Origin of the sequence: Providencia sp. R33 (assembly GCF_019343475.1) — a bacterium.
GTDB lineage: Bacteria > Pseudomonadota > Gammaproteobacteria > Enterobacterales > Enterobacteriaceae > Providencia.
Genome location: NZ_CP072453.1, coordinates 1,644,584 through 1,658,307 on the forward strand (window position 1 = coordinate 1,644,584; position 13,724 = coordinate 1,658,307).

The window sequence follows — 13,724 nt, forward strand, 5'->3', positions numbered from 1 at the left end:
CAAAAATTTAAGCCAGTTTCATTAAACAGGTTCCGCACGCTCTGGATATATTCAACCTAGCCACTTCTGGTTTTTCGCTTGCGGCATCAATGATTGCTTGAACCTCTTCACTAGCGCCATATCGACGAACAACGCCGACAAATTCTTCTACATCATGCCCTCTTAATTTCAGCTTAGGCATACCGTCCTGAGTGAACTTGGGTGCGCCAAATTCATCCATGTCTTGTGCTATATGGTAAAGCTCATGCTCAATCAATGCACAAAACTCGGCATCCGAACATTGAGCGCAGTAATCAGCAGCTAATGTGATAACAAACTTAGGTATACGACCAAACCATTCATACATTTGTTGTTCCATTCTGGCTTTCTGCCAGCCACCAGCACGCATCATGACTTCTTCACATTGACCTAGCACATACCGACCTTTCTTATTGAATGAGTTTGAGGCCCACATAAAACAAATATCCGCATCAATTAAGTGCATATGATCAGGATTATGAATATCACCGTCATCATTGAGTAGGTGTTGCTGTACCCACTCATTAACCTCAGGAGCAGGCGTTATTTTTATATGTGGAGAAAATGATTCGATAAACTCATGAGGTGGATATGGCCTAGCAAATGCTTCATCACTCATAATTTCCTCAATCAGAATATTTAACTGGACATATCGATATATCTTCAAGATCCGTTGTGAAGTTAAACTATAAAAACCTATATAAAACTCTATCAACGCCACTCAGTGAATGACGTTTGTAGAATTTTATAAATCAAGTGGTTCTTTACGTTGAATTTCAGCGCGAACTTGCTCTATAGCATTCGAGCTCGCTATCTCTGAGTTGGCTTGCGTATGCTGAATGGCTGTAATTGAAGACTCCAAGTAATTAAACTTATCCTCAATCAGTTGCTGAAGCTTTTCGTATTTTGACTGCTCACGAGAAATAACTTCACTTGTTCGGCTAATTTCAGCGGAAGATTTAAGGATCATCTCAGCAGATACTTGCTCACGGTTATCATTAATGCCTGTGGTTATTTCAAACCGCGCTTGCTCAGCGCCTTTTCTAGCACCTTCTTTTACTGGCGGCAGTACTATTTTCTCTATAGTGCCATTCTCAATAAACACATCATTAATGAACACTCTGCCAGAAGAAACTGTAAACACAGGTTCTAAACACCCTTTAGGGTTGAATATACCAAAATCCATTGTGAAGCCTTGCTGAGCTGGCTGTTTTAATCCAGTGCTCACCATTAGACCTTCAATACGTTTTAATTGTGCTTCCAGCTTATCTAAGTCAGTGCTATCGACTGATATCTTTATAGATAGGGTGGCTATTTCTTTTTTATCTGACATGACTTGTTCCTCAAATGAAAAAGCCACCAGTGATTAGCTGATGGCTATGAACCTTTACAAATATAAGATGGCTATTGTTTGAATAAACACGTACTGTCATTGACCTCATGCAGTACACCCAGAGTCATTGGGAATAACAATAAGATTTATGCTAACTCATTGTTTACTATCCCGTGACAAGGATATAGTGAAATTACTGCATTATTTGCTCATCCTTGATGGGCTATTTTTTTTATCTTTAGTTCTCTAGCTGCAGAACACCGTGTTCGGTTGAGCCTGAATAAGCCAACAGCCCTTCATAAACTACTTCATAACCATCAAAGACCTTACCCACTTCAATGGTGTAAGACGGTTGCCCTTCTTCTTGTGCGAACTCATGAAGATACTTAATTTGTTCTGGTGTTAGTACAATTTACCCATTTGATTGATACTCCGATTTGGATTAAGTAATAAGTAGTGATAATATCTCGCCGCTGGTCAAGGATGACTGGTCCTACAACAATAATGATAAAGCTACATTTCCATTAGATATGCCCTTCTATAGATGGGCTTTTTTTTATGTCATTTGATAATCACCAATATAATTGCGCATTTGAAATAACCTGCTAGGCTTAACGCTGATATTCATTTGTATAAAGCAACATCTTTAGCCTACCGCTGTGTAGGCTTTTTTTGCTATCAAACTCATCAATCAATAGTCTTTTCCGTATCTTGTAACAATTAACCCCTAGATTATTTAACTTATATTGGTACTATCAACGACCCCTACTCGGGCTGTTCATATAATTAGTAATAATCATTCCAAGTGTAGTATTTGCCCCGCGCCAACGAGGGGCTTTTTTATTGCAACTAACCTAATTTCGCACGGACAAGGCAGTCTTTAGCTTCAAGCAACTTGCGAAGCCCCGCTGACTTCTCAGCACCATCTGGTAACTGCTCATCCATCTGCTTAGCTAGATCACCAATTGGCTTGCTAACCTCTTGCAGGTGAGCGGGTAAGTGTTGATATTCAAAATACTTCATGATTGGATTTGACATGTAAACCTCGTTAGTTATGTCGTTGTTGTTCAATTTCCCGTATTGCTTTCTTGCGCATCTCTTAAATTATCATCACTAATCATTCTAATTAGTCACCAAGCGCTGTTGGTGTGAAAATAATGATTAATATGGTTTATATAAAATTTACAAATGAAAATTATATATAGACTTATATAAAATTAGGCAAAAGAAAACTACACATAGGTTAATAAATACATGGAACACAATATAATAGGCACTCTTGTTGAGTTAACTCGCAGAAGCAATGATGACGTTAAAATAGCAGCTGTTAGTGCGCTTGGTGACTATAAAGCCACTATTGAGCAACATTTAGCTATTTCTAGGCTGATTGAATTATGTAAAGACCCTAATAAAGATGTCGCTATTTCAGCAATAAAAGCTTTAAGCAAGCTTTCAGGTTATTTTTAGCTTTATCTTAAACACTCTGCTCTAATGTAATCTTGCAAGCCAAGTATCATTTGCTTGGACTCTGCGATTCGTTGCCTGAGTAACCAATAATTTCCGATAGCGGAGTCAGTAGGTCTGGCGGCTGTTCCATCATCCAAGCTGGAGGTGGAATTGGTTTCGCCTTTCGGACAACTGGCTCTGATGTACACCCGCTCAGGATTGCGCTCAGCAGCAATACGCAGCTGGTCAATTTTAGCTTTTGCATTTGTGAGTTCCGTTGTGTGTTTGATATCGAGTTCGTGAAGTGATTCAATACGCTTTTCGTAGTCTGCCATTTCAGCAACGAGGGAGCTGTTTGCTTTCTTTAGGTCTTTATTCTCTTTACCAAGCTCAATAATTTCTTTAGTCGAAAAGAACAAAGCAATACACAACCCACCCCACAACAGAACAGGTAGCCATGATTTTAAGCTGTTCACAGCAAGCTCCACGCTTTTTCGAACGTAGCCTCGCTATAGGGTTGATAACCTAATTCAACGCTGACAATTGCAGTTGCTAATGCAATCCCCACTTTTTTATTATTAGTGTCGATATGATCATTAATACCTACACCAATTGAAGCAGCAGCGCGGTTAATGTAACCAGACGTATTATTTTCAATCGGTGGCGCATACTTGTTAATAATTGCGGCTACAGAATTCAACCCATATTTACGTTGATAAGTTTGAAGTAGTTTATAGATGGCACGAATGCCGTATTCAACCGTTTCAAAGCGGCAGAAGCGAGGTTTATCAACACCTATCTCAATACCTATCTGACCCTGCCATTTATTCGCAGGATTATAGTCAATATTACCCGGGTTATTATTGCGCTCACCGCGTGCTATTTTTCGCTGTTGGTTACTCATTTCTTCACCATAAAAGTAAAAGGCCGCTTAATTAGCAGCCAGATTGATTTGATTCGGGACATTAGTTTACTGATGACAACAACCGACATGATGTTGCCACCCGCTGAGAATATGACGATAAACAAAATACCGCTGAGCAATACATCTGATGATGCTGCTATTCGGTCGCCTGCAACGGTTTGGTATATTTGATAAACCCAGCAAATAAATAAGGCCGTACCGATAATCGAATCTCGGCGCTTAGCATAACGACACAAAAACACGGTGATTGCCGAGGCTGATTTAAATAAAATATCAGCGGAACCTAGAGGATTGATATCTATCCAGCGCGTCACGGTGGTAAAAACTGTTAAGAAGGCGTCCATCAGTTACCCCCTTTATTTCGCCAATCTTTAATGGCCTGTACGATACTGCTGAAGTTTCGGTCTATTGATGCTGCAATACGGCTAAACAACTTTCTAAGGTTGTCTTTGTTTGCAGCAAGTACCAGAACGGGGATTAGCAAGGCTGAAACTACAATAGCCATTATTCGAGGGCTGATATTCCAAGTCCAAACTTGAGCAATCACCTCGGATGCTTCTTTAGCAACGAGTATTCCTGCACAAAAAGCGAGAATAAAATGCAGTATCTTTCGTCGGTTATTGTCTTTCGACGCTATCACGGAAGCAGAAGCACCAATAATAGCGCCTAATACCACGCCATAATCAGCGCCAAATAACATACCGCCAAGCGAACCACCTACTGCACCACCGACGGCGATACCTGCTGTTACTGTGTGTGGCATAAATGACACCTGTTTTTAGTTGATAGGAAGCCACCAGCAATAGCAGCTAGAACTGAATAGGTGGCGGGCGCAACTCCGCCTTACGCGCAGATATCGATTTCTCTGCATGAGGTTTTCGATAAATTAATGAAATACAGCTCGCCAATAGGCTTTGTATTTTGAGCGAGTTAGAAAGTAATGAAATGACCAGGCTAAACTTAACTGTTCTTTAGTCTTACCAGACAATTTAATGCATAGATTAATAAATATATTTTTCATATTATCTCCAATAAAAAAGGCCACCTAAGTGACCTTGTCATTTATAGAGGTGCCTTAATATAAATCCCCGATAAACTTTGCTTCTACTTCAATCATGGTTTCTGGCATCCCTTGAACGCCACCTCTCAATATATAGCCAGTGGGAGTGGTTAATGTAAATAAACCAAGAGTAAAATTGCCAATATCACCAAACACAGAAGTTACAGACTTGTCATGTTGTTCTAATTGCAAAATAACATCATTTGCTAACACTCGACCCTTGTATGAATACACAAAATCGCCACCATTAACTTCGTGATTTCGAACGACTACCGTGCCATTTCCAAAATCTTGCATATTACTTCGAAAAGTAACGTAGTAAATCCCATCTTTCATATATACCTCATGCAGTAATTGTTTAGCTGAAAAATCAGCCAATAGACCATACTGCATAACGATAAATATATCTAATATGTGACTCTCAGAAATAAAACAACCAAGTGCCCGTTGTTAATGAGAAGGTGTTTTACCTCTGCAGATAACCCGAACTGTATCGCCCGTTACCGTAGTAATGTAAGCATGGTCAGTTCGCTTAATATCAAATGCAGGTACACCGTCTTTTGTTGTGTATTCTAATCGAGCGGCAATATCGGGATTATCAACCGCTGGATAAAACTCCAACCGGTACATATTTCCCAAATAATGTGACTCTTCAACTTTACGGCCTTCACGTTCAGTTATTAATTTAAGTGCGTACATAGTTACGTTCCTTAGTGCATAGGTAATAAAAAAGGCCTCCAAATGGAGACCTTAAGTTAATTCATATTTGATAGCTTAAGATGTATGACAACCCCTGCTACACCAATAACAACCATTGGCTGGAGTGTATCCTTGATTTTTTGCCGCCAATACTGCTGAGTGACAACTGAGAAATTCCCCAAATACAATTTATTTGACGGCAATGGCATATACTGACATCCATCCTGATGTACCTCGTAGTCACCTTGTGCATCTTTAAATATGTGAACATAGTAATCCATACTTATTCTCCAGTTGTTGCGTACGCTAGGAGATAATACATGGAACAACAAAACAATACTTAAGCGATATTCACATTTTTCACAATCCAGAACCACCAGCTACAGAAGCCAGTGTGGGTTAATGAATTCTGTTGATATTTAGGTTAAGTTAGAGGTTCAGCCCTATGTGACTTACCGAAGGGATGGCTGATTAACTTCGAAAAAGGAAATGTTATGTCAGAAACGAACAATGTTGATTCTGTTCAATTTTCAGATACTGATGAAGTAATACTAAACCTAATTGCACAAACAGGTTTGCAGTGGACTATATTGAATGTACTGATCCAAAAATATTTAACTGAAGATGATAAAGAGTTAATTAAGAAAATGGTGGTCAATTCCTATGAAAAGACTAAGCAAAATAAAAGCTCAACTCACACTGATTTGATTTTGCAAGAAAAGCAAATCAAGTATATGAATATGTATATGAAATAATCAACTTACCCCATAGAAAGGGTTGCTTTTATTGATTGTTCAAAGTTTCCAGATGCTATTCTGACCATTTTAGACCCACAGCTCATTGCCGCTTGCATGTCATTGAGCTGTTTTTCTAATGCTATTACGCGTTCTTCTAAACTACGGTCTGCCTTTACCTTAGAAATGCGGGCAATTCGTGCTTTCTTGATATTTCGACTCATAACTACCTCTCTTAAATAGAAAAGGCCACGCAATGCGTAGATGCGTAGCCCTTGGAATAGTTTGTTGTTGAATTACTTCCTATACTTAAAATGATAGTAACTAGTATTTATCGTTTTTTTTCAAAAACGCTATTCTCAGCTTGCATATCACTCATGCATTCAGGGCAACTAACAACAGTGCTCGTGGTCATACTCTTAACTTTCTGTATTGCGCCATATTCACCAAAGTAGTAACCCACATAAGTAGCATCACTGTGTTGAGCAAGTTTCGGGCATGCTTTTTTGTGTAATATGACCACTCCACCACGATCGCTTTTTGTTAAATAATAATCCATAACGCCCTGCCTTATTCTTTTCCCTGTTATTTCAACCTAGCAAATAGACAACTTTGTATCAATGAATAGATCTAACGCAGGTAAATAATTGAAAGAATATATGGGTAGGTACTCAGCACTCGCGTTATCCACAATGAAAAGGTAACTCCCAGCTTTACGAGTGGATTTCAAAAGCAGCGGGCCTACCACGTGAAGTTATCTTTTCATTATGAGAAACACGCCAAAGTAATACTAAGCACCCCATACATAAATTATCATCATAAAATCCTCAAATATATCTCATTATATCTCCATACTTTTTAAAAGGTTTTTAAGTAAACTAAAAAAGCAATCTAGCACCTACCTGTTAATTAGAAATATAAGGAGTCAGATTATGAAAGCTTTATTTCCTCTACTTCTATTGGTTCCTATAATTGCAATTGCACAACCAGGGCCATGGAAAAACTCAAATAATCCTCGTTGGCAAGATACGGCTAATGAACGCCCATTTAATCAAAATAGAGTTAATATGCAAAACATCAATCAAGGATCAACAGTAAGAGGTCCTCGGTTGTTAGACTGTTCTAGTACTGTTAATACCGCTCTATGTGAAAAGCATAATGAGGCACTAAAAGTGTGTGGAACAGAGAGAGGTCCAACTCACGCAAAATGCATGCAAAATGAGATGTACGGACAATCAAATCAACAAACAACCAATTAAATATTTGACGGATAATTATATTTAATATGTTGTGGCTGTTATGTGAGCTGAATACTTTTTACTCATTTACCTTAAGTAAAATTAATGATAAGGTGATTCTTCGTACATTGCTAACTAAATTTGTCATTTTTTCTAATTTATGCCACCTCGTGGGGTGGCTTTTTTAGTTTTCTCACGTTCAGTATATACAATCAAGTATTGCAGCAATTAGGGCATGCTTTAACTTTCGGGAAAAAATACATTTGAGCAACATAGGTGGCTGAGAAATGATTATCAAATTTACCTAGGAATAATCGTCTCTTACCCTCAGGTAGATATCCGCAGCCCCCTTTATGCACACGATGATAAGCGTATTCATCAATTAAAGTGTCTACGTAGTATTCCATACTCCATTCCTTTCTTATTATTTTTAGCATGATAGTTAATAGAAAGATTATTAAAGCTTGGCCAATAAAAGTATCCTTAATCCGCTCTATAAAAAACCCGCCATTGCTGACGGGTTCCGCTATAGGGACCTGCTAATCATCCTTGATACCTATAGCGCCACGTAGGTTATGCTACAGCCATCTGACTTGCAATTAATAATTGTAACATTTCATTAACTACACATGTAACTCTGACCAAACGTAACAGCAAGTCTTATGTTTGTTTTAGGTACAAAAAAGCCCCGCGATTGCGAGGCCTTGAATTGGTTTAATGCGACTAGGTATAGAATGTCCATTATTGGAAGATAATAAGCCAATTTCGGACAAAATTCAAGTTTTACTATTTATTCGAACAACTCACTTAATCACTTTACTAAATGCTTGTTCCGCCATGCTTTCTTCAATAAAGCACTTGCTTGTTAATTTTTCATAGAACGGCTTCCAGTTTCTACGCCATGTTCTTTCGTTAAGGTCGGGTACTAAATGCCTTATTGCATTATATGCCACAGACGACGGTACACGGTTGAACCCCTTACCAGCACAACGAGGACAATCTTTAAATACAGGAACACCCTGCAGCTTAGTTTGAATGTCATCTAATACCTTACCTCGCCCTTTGCAGCGGCAACGGTGCGCTATTTGCCCTTTTCCATTGCAAGAAACACATAACTCATCCACCTTTTCGTTTTCAATCCATGGCTCAATAACCACTGTTCCGTCTAGTCTCGTTATACCAGGATGTTTGACTACGTCCTTGCGCTTATAAATAAGACCTTTACCGCTACATGCTGAACATGGAAAAACTGAACCGGCTGAACGGGCATAATCTTCAAATGCCATTCTGGCCAGAACAATTAAGCAATAACCTAATTTTTTACCTGCAGCTTTAGCCACCAGCTTTGGTGTGATTTTTTTAGCGTATTGAGTTAAGGCTTCCACTGTAGAAAACTTATCCTCTTCGCTGATATCATTTTTCGCCAAAAAAGCCGCCATACCGAATTCAGCTTGCGATTCAGTCATGCCCACAGCCGCCATAATATCGGTACCTGTTAAACGGTCTGGGGATGTGCAGCCAGCTACATTGCCGAATGTAGGTGACTTAGGGTGAAAGTTTTTAAGTACATTTTCTAATTTCATGATATCCGCCTCTATCAACCAAAAACGCCCAGACCGATAGACCGATCTAGAAATTTAAATAACAAAATGATTTGGCTTCCGTGCTCCCGCTCCCACCCATTTGGATCTTTATGTAACTCGCTGTGGTGAATGCGACATAATGGAATAGTGAACAAGTCATGGGCTTTGGTGCCTGTTCCACCTTGCCCGTAACCTATTAAATGGTGAGCATCATCTGCTGTGGCTCCACAAACACAACAGGGCTGTGATTTAACCCACTTAAGATATTCGTCGCTTGTCCAGCGTTTAAACTTTGGCTTTAGCATTAGACTTGCTGGTGGCTCGGGGTCGATGGTTAAATTTAATACAGTTTCCGATACCCGTTCATCATTAACTACGTCGCTGAGGTATGGGTCAGAAAAAGAGATAAGGCCTGACGGTTGATGCTTTAATTCATCAGGTAATGTCGTGATCAGCATTCTGCCATTAAACAAATTTAGGCTTGCTCCTGGTCTGAATATCACCGCGCTAAGCTCAGGGATTATTATTGGGGTTAATATCCATTGGTGGCTCATGATACTTTCTCCACTTCTGCATTGAGTGGCCTTATCTCAATTTCAAATCGACCGCCCTTTACGACTTCATGCCACTCAATGACTGCACGTCTAACCTGAGCGTCATCACTCCAAACGCCAGCATGCGTTAATGCATCAAAAGGCGCTTTCAAGTAATTATCAATATCCATTCTGCGTTTTGACGGTGGATACATCTTCACAATGACAGATACATGCTCAGTGATTGCTTTCGGTCTTCTACGTAATTGCTCATAGATGGCTGCTGCTGCATTTGCCCGGAACGCCCGTCCCTTTGCACTGATTAACGTTTTACCATTAATGTTCCGCCAGCAAGCGTTAACGCTGGGAGGAAAAGGTAAAATTAGAGAAATTGAATTACTCACTAATTACCCCCTTATTCCATACAGTCACCGCCATTGGCTTATCATTAACATCGGGACCTTTAGCACCGCAGCTATGGCAACGAACGTAGAACCATGTTCTATAGCTATGACTTTCAACTGTCGCGTCAGAACTATTGCAATAACGGCAAGGCTGAATTTCTGGCATTTTATTTTTCATCCAACCTTTCCCTCATGCTGAAGCTTTTTATTTTCAATAAACGCTAAATCTGTTCTTGCGCTACGTAATCTAGCTTTAGTGTTCTTTTCTTCCTTCAAAAGCCCATCGACTGATTTGCGCAGTTCGTCACGCTTATCAAGTAATTCACTCATACCTCGGATTACCGACTCGGCATTATTCGCCCTAGCTAACAGAACATCGAAAGCCTCGACAACACAGCCACAATCGTTGCATTCAACTGTTCTATTCTCTTCATCGATAACTAGTGAATGATGCTTACAGTACATTTGCTGTCTGCTTTTTCTTCCCTTTACTTCCGTGTCGATAGTGGGAATTGCATCACTAGGCGCTTTGAATTGAATAACATTGTCATCTGCACTCATGGCCTCACCCCCGCCAGCAACTGATCTAACTGTTTAAGTGATTGGTTTCCCATATCGCCTATGTAAGCTTTTTCAACAACTTTAATCCCACACTCGAATTGAGACTCAGGCTCGCACTTCTTGATTTCATCCACTTTTTTAGGCTCGGCTGGTGGCTGCGATTTAAGCTTTGCCTTGGCTTTTATAGCCTGCTTGCGCTCTTTTTCTTGTTTCTCTTTCTCAATTGACTGTTTTAGTTTGGTGATAGTGTATGGCGTCACTTGATAATGGCTCATTGCTTGCCCCTTACCCTCCTTCTTCATTTCACCAAGGTATTTGACGCACCCAAGATCAATCAGGATGACAAGCATTCTTCTGGATAATAATTTATGATACCCACACACGCTTTTGAGGTGATTTGTACTAAAGGTGTCGAATTGACGACCCGCTTTAATTATTTCAATGCACTGTTGGTAAGTGTCGACTCTCACGCTGCCACCCCCAAAATTGCTTTGCCTATTTCCATTAAGCGATTTTTTGAGACATGCGTACCAATTGCTTTTGGCTCTACAAATGGACGCCAGATAAGAAGAATTGATCCTTTACTGTTGCCCTTTTTCTCTTTTCCAGTATTGGGATCAACAAAATTAATACGGCCATCGATAATAGTTCGAACTTCATCAACACTTTTTAGCGCCAATGAGTACCAGGATGTTGATTTATCTGCTGGCAATAACATAACTATTGGCTGATTTTGCTTTGTGCATTGTTCCGCAGCTTTAGCGATCCACGGTTTAATCTTGCTATAAGGCGGGTTACACCATATGGCGCCACGACTTACCCAATCGATTTCCAATGCATTCTGTTCTATGGTGAGAAAGTATGGACACAGGGCATTTTGTTCATTTGCCGCAGCATCTAACCAGAAACCAAATTCAAGCGTTAAAGCTTCAAATAGCCACTGAGGTGTTTGCCAGCAATCTTTATCTTCGGGCGCGGTATTACTTGAATAAACAGCCATTAGATAATCTCCTTTTGCTTGAAGACCTCTGCGAATAAGCGAACATGCTTATAGCGATGCTGAACACTGAAACCATCAACTAAGCAATTTAAGTGCTTATATTTCCTAGATATCGTTAAAAAATATCTATCTTGGTTCCACTGACGACGCAATTCACGAATAGCCCACCAGCGGCGCAATTGATGAAACATGGCGACTAAACCAAAAACGTTAGCCCCGTAAATTTCCTTAGATTCACTACGCATCACGCTGTCACCTCTTTCGCTGCTTGCTCTGCCGCTTGCTGCCAAATGCCTGCCCATGCCTTACGGCCTACAAAATCAGTCATGCGACGAACACCTGATTTACCCGCCAGTTCACTTGCGATTTCCTCAGTGCGGTTTTGAGGTTTTGAACGGGAACCGATGATCCGTGTAAATGCTTCATCACGCTCAACTGCATCGACTTTCACTTTTTGCTCACCAGATAAACGCAATGCGAGGTCATCCCATTGGTTGCGCAGTGTTCTTGGGCACTGAACGTTTTTCTTCCAGAAATCGTCTTGGGTAACACGCTTGTAGAATTGGCAAATTTCTTTGTGACTATGCCCGTCAACACTGACCATCAGGCGAACTTCGTTAGCCCAATCGGTGAAGTTAGGCTCCTTAGGAGCTTTGAGCCCTAAGTCTTTGAAAACTTCGCATTTGCGGTCAAACAACCATTCAGCGCACTTGATGTCATTGCTTGAGCCCCATTTCTGGAAGTTAGCGCTGTAAATCACCGCCTCTGGGTAACGATTTAAAAAATCAATTTTTGACTGGTCGCTGGATTCGCTAGAATTCTGCGACGAAGAGTTAGTTACTGATGGATCATGTATTGAAGTTACTGACGGATCGCCCCCAGATTCTGGCGGGTCAAAACGGTTACTTTTGCTTGATTCTGACGGGACAGATTTTGATGCAACAGAATTTGATGCGTCAGGATTTGACGTATCAGAAGCTGATGGTTGAGAAAGTGCAGCCATTGCCGCTGAAGCTAATTTATCAACATTCAATTGATAGATATTACTTGCGTTACGGTTACCTTTACGGCGCTTTTCGCTTGATAACCACCCCGCTTTCTCTAAGTTTTTAATTGCCGTACGCACTGTACTTTCACCCGCGCCTATTTGCCGAGCAATTGTCGGTACCGATGGCCAACATACTCCATCATCATTAGAAAAATCGGCAAGACGGGCCATAATCGCAACAGAGGTTATTTTTAAACCTGCACTTGCGCAGCCATCCCATACATAACTTGATAGTTTTACGCTCATGCTGTTACCTATTCGACTCGTGTATATTCAGCTTTAAATCTGTACAAAGGGGCGAAGCATTCATGTTCATAACCGTCACGCATGAAAATGACCCACTGCTTGACTCGGTCATAACGTATGACACGAACACGGATACCCCGCTTATCCAGATAAATGCGATTGAGATTATTGGCGTCTTCATTGGACATGATCCCCTCTCCCGCAATTGGCATTAAATTCATCTACCAACCACTGCATAAATGGGTAGTTGGTTTCTTGGTAACCATTTGGTAATTTAATCTCATAGACGAAACGGTTATTACGGATTGAAGCGCGTACTTGCGCTCTACCCGATAAATTCGTTACACTGCTCATGCTAGTTACTCCACACAAGTTGTTATTAGCACCCGACGCCTCGGACCGCATATCTGGGGCGTCAACCTTTCTTATGTAATTTAATGAGCGCATTGATAGCCCCTCTAGTGCTTGCGATTGCCCTATCCAACATGGTCAGAATTTGTTTTTCTTCATGTCTATCAACAACACCGTCTTCCAATGCCTTACCAATGAATACAACTAACTCACCGCGAGTTGTTGATGCTCGAGTTTGTAATTTAAATAATTCGGGTTCGTCTAAATCCTCTGGGCTTATCTTTTCCACCAGCAGCAAATTTCTTCTGTTTGCGTAATACCCAGCAAGAAATGAGGTGTTAGATAAATCCTCCATTGCCTCAAGTTCTTCACGCTCAAAAAAACGACACCCGTTTTTTTCATACAAGTTGTTATTGAACGTGGTTTCTGTCATACCCAATGCGCCAGCCATCGCTGAACGACCACCGGGGTACGCCTTACACATCTCTTTCACGACTTCTTTTAATGTTTGTTTGCACATATCTACAATTCCGTTGTTTTGTTGG

At 40.4% G+C, this 13,724-nt stretch carries 27 protein-coding genes; 3 read left to right on the forward strand and 24 right to left on the reverse strand.

Features of this window, described 5'->3' with window-relative positions:
• Positions 1-7: 7 nt before the first annotated feature.
• The 3 genes from J6836_RS07675 to J6836_RS07685 all read right to left on the reverse strand — a co-directional run bounded on the left by J6836_RS07675 (position 8) and on the right by J6836_RS07685 (position 2,389).
• Complete coding sequence (locus tag J6836_RS07675; protein ID WP_219248197.1) at positions 8-637, reverse strand: putative metallopeptidase; 630 nt, start codon at positions 635-637, stop codon at positions 8-10.
• A gap of 126 nt (positions 638-763) precedes the next feature.
• Positions 764-1,351 (reverse strand): hypothetical protein, encoded by a 588-nt coding sequence (locus J6836_RS07680; RefSeq protein WP_219248199.1) that lies wholly within the window; start codon positions 1,349-1,351, stop codon positions 764-766.
• Positions 1,352-2,200: 849 nt separating this feature from the next.
• Positions 2,201-2,389 carry a hypothetical protein gene (locus tag J6836_RS07685; RefSeq protein WP_172767698.1) on the reverse strand — a complete coding sequence of 63 codons (189 nt, stop codon included), beginning with the start codon at positions 2,387-2,389 and terminating at the stop codon, positions 2,201-2,203.
• Between the two features lie 216 nt (positions 2,390-2,605).
• Between J6836_RS07685 and J6836_RS07690 the strand changes: the two genes are divergently transcribed.
• A complete protein-coding gene (locus tag J6836_RS07690) occupies positions 2,606-2,818 on the forward strand; it encodes a HEAT repeat domain-containing protein (protein ID WP_219248201.1) in 213 nt (70 codons plus the stop codon).
• A gap of 2 nt (positions 2,819-2,820) precedes the next feature.
• Here the strand turns inward: J6836_RS07690 and J6836_RS07695 are convergent, their stop codons facing one another.
• The 7 genes from J6836_RS07695 to J6836_RS07725 form a co-directional block, all read right to left on the reverse strand.
• On the reverse strand, positions 2,821-3,273 hold the full coding sequence (locus J6836_RS07695) for a lysis protein (protein ID WP_219248203.1): 453 nt from the start codon (positions 3,271-3,273) through the stop codon (positions 2,821-2,823).
• The gene (locus J6836_RS07700) at positions 3,270-3,701 is read right to left on the reverse strand and encodes a structural protein (RefSeq protein ID WP_219248204.1); all 432 of its coding nucleotides are present in this window, start codon (positions 3,699-3,701) and stop codon (positions 3,270-3,272) included. Before J6836_RS07700 ends, J6836_RS07695 begins: the two co-directional genes overlap by 4 nt.
• Positions 3,698-4,066, reverse strand: a complete 369-nt coding sequence (locus tag J6836_RS07705; RefSeq protein ID WP_219248206.1) for a hypothetical protein — start codon at positions 4,064-4,066, stop codon at positions 3,698-3,700. The genes J6836_RS07700 and J6836_RS07705 overlap by 4 nt, the downstream gene beginning before the upstream one ends.
• Complete coding sequence (locus J6836_RS07710; protein ID WP_219248208.1) at positions 4,066-4,485, reverse strand: putative holin; 420 nt, start codon at positions 4,483-4,485, stop codon at positions 4,066-4,068. Before J6836_RS07710 ends, J6836_RS07705 begins: the two co-directional genes overlap by 1 nt.
• Before the next feature lie 312 nt (positions 4,486-4,797).
• Positions 4,798-5,118: a GrlR family regulatory protein gene (locus J6836_RS07715; RefSeq protein WP_163861255.1), complete on the reverse strand. Its 321-nt coding sequence runs from the start codon at positions 5,116-5,118 to the stop codon at positions 4,798-4,800.
• Positions 5,119-5,232: 114 nt separating this feature from the next.
• A complete protein-coding gene (locus tag J6836_RS07720) occupies positions 5,233-5,481 on the reverse strand; it encodes a hypothetical protein (protein ID WP_219248210.1) in 249 nt (82 codons plus the stop codon).
• A gap of 56 nt (positions 5,482-5,537) precedes the next feature.
• The gene (locus J6836_RS07725) at positions 5,538-5,762 is read right to left on the reverse strand and encodes a hypothetical protein (protein WP_219248213.1); all 225 of its coding nucleotides are present in this window, start codon (positions 5,760-5,762) and stop codon (positions 5,538-5,540) included.
• 213 nt (positions 5,763-5,975) lie between these two features.
• On the opposite strand from J6836_RS07725, the gene J6836_RS07730 reads away from it, so the two are divergent.
• The gene (locus J6836_RS07730) at positions 5,976-6,236 is read left to right on the forward strand and encodes a hypothetical protein (protein ID WP_219248215.1); all 261 of its coding nucleotides are present in this window, start codon (positions 5,976-5,978) and stop codon (positions 6,234-6,236) included.
• 5 nt (positions 6,237-6,241) lie between these two features.
• Here the strand turns inward: J6836_RS07730 and J6836_RS07735 are convergent, their stop codons facing one another.
• Together J6836_RS07735 and J6836_RS07740 are read right to left on the reverse strand one after the other, a co-directional pair.
• The gene (locus J6836_RS07735) at positions 6,242-6,439 is read right to left on the reverse strand and encodes a hypothetical protein (protein WP_219248217.1); all 198 of its coding nucleotides are present in this window, start codon (positions 6,437-6,439) and stop codon (positions 6,242-6,244) included.
• A 107-nt stretch (positions 6,440-6,546) separates the two neighbouring features.
• Positions 6,547-6,774 (reverse strand): hypothetical protein, encoded by a 228-nt coding sequence (locus J6836_RS07740; RefSeq protein WP_219248219.1) that lies wholly within the window; start codon positions 6,772-6,774, stop codon positions 6,547-6,549.
• Positions 6,775-7,147: 373 nt separating this feature from the next.
• On the opposite strand from J6836_RS07740, the gene J6836_RS07745 reads away from it, so the two are divergent.
• Entirely contained in the window at positions 7,148-7,474 is a 327-nt protein-coding gene (locus tag J6836_RS07745; RefSeq protein WP_219248221.1) for a hypothetical protein, read from the forward strand.
• Between the two features lie 782 nt (positions 7,475-8,256).
• Here J6836_RS07745 and J6836_RS07750 read toward each other — a convergent pair.
• The 12 genes from J6836_RS07750 to J6836_RS07805 all read right to left on the reverse strand — a co-directional run bounded on the left by J6836_RS07750 (position 8,257) and on the right by J6836_RS07805 (position 13,699).
• Positions 8,257-9,036: an antitermination protein Q gene (locus J6836_RS07750; RefSeq protein ID WP_219248223.1), complete on the reverse strand. Its 780-nt coding sequence runs from the start codon at positions 9,034-9,036 to the stop codon at positions 8,257-8,259.
• 14 nt (positions 9,037-9,050) lie between these two features.
• The gene (locus J6836_RS23140; protein ID WP_219248225.1) at positions 9,051-9,590 is read right to left on the reverse strand and encodes a DUF968 domain-containing protein; all 540 of its coding nucleotides are present in this window, start codon (positions 9,588-9,590) and stop codon (positions 9,051-9,053) included.
• Positions 9,587-9,973 carry a RusA family crossover junction endodeoxyribonuclease gene (locus J6836_RS07760; protein ID WP_219248226.1) on the reverse strand — a complete coding sequence of 129 codons (387 nt, stop codon included), beginning with the start codon at positions 9,971-9,973 and terminating at the stop codon, positions 9,587-9,589. The genes J6836_RS23140 and J6836_RS07760 overlap by 4 nt, the downstream gene beginning before the upstream one ends.
• A complete protein-coding gene (locus J6836_RS23145) occupies positions 9,966-10,151 on the reverse strand; it encodes a Lar family restriction alleviation protein (RefSeq protein WP_219248228.1) in 186 nt (61 codons plus the stop codon). The genes J6836_RS07760 and J6836_RS23145 overlap by 8 nt, the downstream gene beginning before the upstream one ends.
• Positions 10,148-10,534, reverse strand: coding sequence for a TFIIB-type zinc ribbon-containing protein (locus J6836_RS07770; protein WP_219248230.1), 387 nt, complete (start codon positions 10,532-10,534; stop codon positions 10,148-10,150). Before J6836_RS07770 ends, J6836_RS23145 begins: the two co-directional genes overlap by 4 nt.
• Complete coding sequence (locus J6836_RS22715; protein ID WP_255586350.1) at positions 10,531-10,809, reverse strand: hypothetical protein; 279 nt, start codon at positions 10,807-10,809, stop codon at positions 10,531-10,533. Before J6836_RS22715 ends, J6836_RS07770 begins: the two co-directional genes overlap by 4 nt.
• Positions 10,810-11,000: 191 nt before the next feature.
• Positions 11,001-11,534, reverse strand: coding sequence for a phage N-6-adenine-methyltransferase (locus J6836_RS07780; protein ID WP_219248233.1), 534 nt, complete (start codon positions 11,532-11,534; stop codon positions 11,001-11,003).
• Positions 11,534-11,779, reverse strand: a complete 246-nt coding sequence (locus J6836_RS07785; protein WP_219248235.1) for a hypothetical protein — start codon at positions 11,777-11,779, stop codon at positions 11,534-11,536. The genes J6836_RS07780 and J6836_RS07785 overlap by 1 nt, the downstream gene beginning before the upstream one ends.
• Positions 11,779-12,828, reverse strand: coding sequence for a helix-turn-helix domain-containing protein (locus tag J6836_RS07790; RefSeq protein WP_219248237.1), 1,050 nt, complete (start codon positions 12,826-12,828; stop codon positions 11,779-11,781). The genes J6836_RS07785 and J6836_RS07790 overlap by 1 nt, the downstream gene beginning before the upstream one ends.
• A gap of 8 nt (positions 12,829-12,836) precedes the next feature.
• Positions 12,837-13,016 (reverse strand): DUF4222 domain-containing protein, encoded by a 180-nt coding sequence (locus tag J6836_RS07795; RefSeq protein WP_217008392.1) that lies wholly within the window; start codon positions 13,014-13,016, stop codon positions 12,837-12,839.
• Positions 13,006-13,182, reverse strand: coding sequence for a hypothetical protein (locus J6836_RS07800; protein ID WP_219248238.1), 177 nt, complete (start codon positions 13,180-13,182; stop codon positions 13,006-13,008). The genes J6836_RS07795 and J6836_RS07800 overlap by 11 nt, the downstream gene beginning before the upstream one ends.
• A gap of 61 nt (positions 13,183-13,243) precedes the next feature.
• Positions 13,244-13,699, reverse strand: coding sequence for a YmfL family putative regulatory protein (locus J6836_RS07805; RefSeq protein WP_219248241.1), 456 nt, complete (start codon positions 13,697-13,699; stop codon positions 13,244-13,246).
• Positions 13,700-13,724: the final 25 nt, after the last annotated feature.